The organism is Streptosporangium sp. NPDC023615 (genome assembly GCF_040640155.1).
Taxonomy (GTDB): Bacteria; Actinomycetota; Actinomycetes; order Streptosporangiales; family Streptosporangiaceae; genus Streptosporangium.
The window spans coordinates 1-2,380 of record NZ_JBFABE010000161.1 but is presented as its reverse complement, the minus strand read 5'-3'; the positions used below and the strand labels follow the sequence as shown (position 1 = coordinate 2,380).

The window sequence follows — 2,380 nt, the reverse complement described above, 5'->3', positions numbered from 1 at the left end:
CGCCTGGACCCGACCACCACGGCCGGACTCCCCAACATCGACCACCTCGACGTCAATGGCTGAGCGCACGGAGCGCCGGCACCACGAAACGAAAGGCGACACCATGATGCGAACCTTGGGCAGGACGTTGAGGCGGGGAGGGGTGGCCGCCGCGGCACTGTTGTTCGTGGCGGCGGCGCCCGGCGCCGTCGCCACGGCGGCCGCGCCGCCCTCCGGCCACGTCTCCGCCACGGCGGCCGGTCCTGAGGCCGGCACTGAGACGGCCCCCTCCGGTCACCTCTCCGGTCACTCCGCCGCGGACTACACCGCCGAGTCGTGGGCGGCCTTCTCCTCGGCCAGGAAGGCGACGGCGCTCGCGCAGCGGGAGGGCGGGGAGGCGGCCGCCCGCACCGGCCTCCAGAAGGCCGCCGACGGCCTGGTGATGGTCCGCGGCCTGAAGAAGCTGGTCGCGGACTACAGGACCCGTTCCGCGAGCGGCTACACCGCAGCCTCCTGGACGCCCTTCGCCAGGGCGCTGAACACCGCGGCCGGTGTCGCCACCGACGCGTCGGCGACCGCCGCGCAGGTCGCCGACGCCAAGACGGCGCTGGTGACCGCCGCCGGCAACCTGACGGCCGCCGACGAGGGGACGTTCCAGACCATCACCAACGACACCTTCTGGAACGACACCGGCGGCAACCCCATCTACTCCCAGGGCGGCGGCGTCTTCAAGTTCGGCGACACCTACTACTGGTACGGCGTGCACTACACGGGCGCCGAGCTCTACCGGGCCAACCCCACCAGGAAGTACGACGGCGACGTCTCGTTCGTCTCGATCCCCGTGTACTCCTCCAAGGACCTGGTGAACTGGAAGTTCGAGAGCCGCGTCGCCACCCGCTCCACCGGCCTGAGCGGCGGGGCCACCCTCGGCCAGGCGGGCTGGGTGGGACGCCTGGGCGTCTCCTACAACGAGAACACCGGCAAGTACGTGCTCGTCGTGCAGGCCTACCTCCCGTCGATGGGCGGGGACGGGGTCCTGATCCTGCGGGGCGACTCGCCCACCGACACCTTCGACTACGCCCACTTCCAGACCCAGATCGTCAACTCTCCCACGACGAGCACCGGAGACCAGACCGTCTTCACCGACGACGACGGCAAGGACTACCTGATCTTCTCCAACCGGCAGGGACGCTCGCGCGCCTTCGTCTCCAAGCTGAGGGAGTCCGACTCGCTGCGGATCGAGCCCGGGGTGCAGATCGGCCAGAACTCCTCCGGCCGCGAGGGCAACGCCATGTTCAAACTCGACGGCAAGTACTACCACGCCGCCTCCGACCTGCACGGCTGGAACACCTCGGTCACCCACGTGCTGGAGTCGACCACCGGTGACGTCCAGGGCCCCTACACCGGCGAGTACACCCTGCCGGGCACCGAGATGGACTACAGCCACGTCACCCAGACCGGGTTCTTCGTGAGCGTCAAGGGCACCAAGCAGAACACGGTCATCTTCGCGGGCGACCGCTGGGCCGACTTCGCCTGGAACGGCATCGGCTACAACCAGTGGATGCCGGTGACCAAGTCCGGCACCCGTCCCCGGTTCCACTCCGTCAGCCAGTGGCAGTTCAACGTCACCACGGGGGAGTGGCGCGTCGGGCCCGCCAACAACTACATCCTCAACCCCGGCTTCCAGGCCGACCGCATCATCGTCCCCCAGGTGCAGGGATGGACCAACGTCCGCGAGTCCGGGCCGAGCTCGATCGTGACCAACGCCAACGGCGGCGCAGGAGGATCCCGCTTCGCCCTGCAGATCGGCGCCACCCAGTCCTACGCCGGCGGCGTGCGGCAGCAGATCACCGTGCCGGCCGGCACCTACCGGCTGTCGCTGTTCGCCAGGACCACCGGTTCGCTCAGCACCGCGCAGGTGACCGTCACCGACGCCGCCGGCACCTCGCGCACGCTCAACATCCCGGCGTCCGGCGGCTGGACCCGGCGCGAGCTCACCGGCATCCCGCTGTCGGCCGGCACCGCCACCGTCACCGTCCGGGCCGCGAGCGGCAACGGGCACCTCTTCGTCGACGACCTCGAACTCGTCAGGACCTCCGGTGACACACCGTCGGGTCAGCGTTACGAGGTGGAGAGCGCGCCGGCGGTGTGCCAGGGCGGCATCGAGTCCAACCAGGCCGGCTTCACCGGCAGCGGGTTCTGCAACGGCGACGCCGCCGTGGGCGCCTACGCCCAGTTCACGGTGAACGCCCCGGCCGCCGGCACCGCCACGATCGGCATCCGCTTCGCCAACGGCGCAAGCGGCGGCACCGCACGACCGGCGAACCTGATCGTCGACGGATCCACCACCGGCACCGTCCCGTTCGCCCCCACCGGCGCCTGGACCACCTGGACCACCACC

The 2,380-nt window shown here is 70.4% G+C and carries 1 protein-coding gene; it reads left to right on the top strand.

Translation table 11 applies throughout. The annotated features are described in order from the left end of the window. Positions 1-103 precede the first annotated feature (103 nt). A partial coding sequence (locus tag AB0G16_RS38655) for a family 43 glycosylhydrolase (RefSeq protein WP_362815989.1) occupies positions 104-2,380 on the top strand: 2,277 nt, incomplete at its 3' end.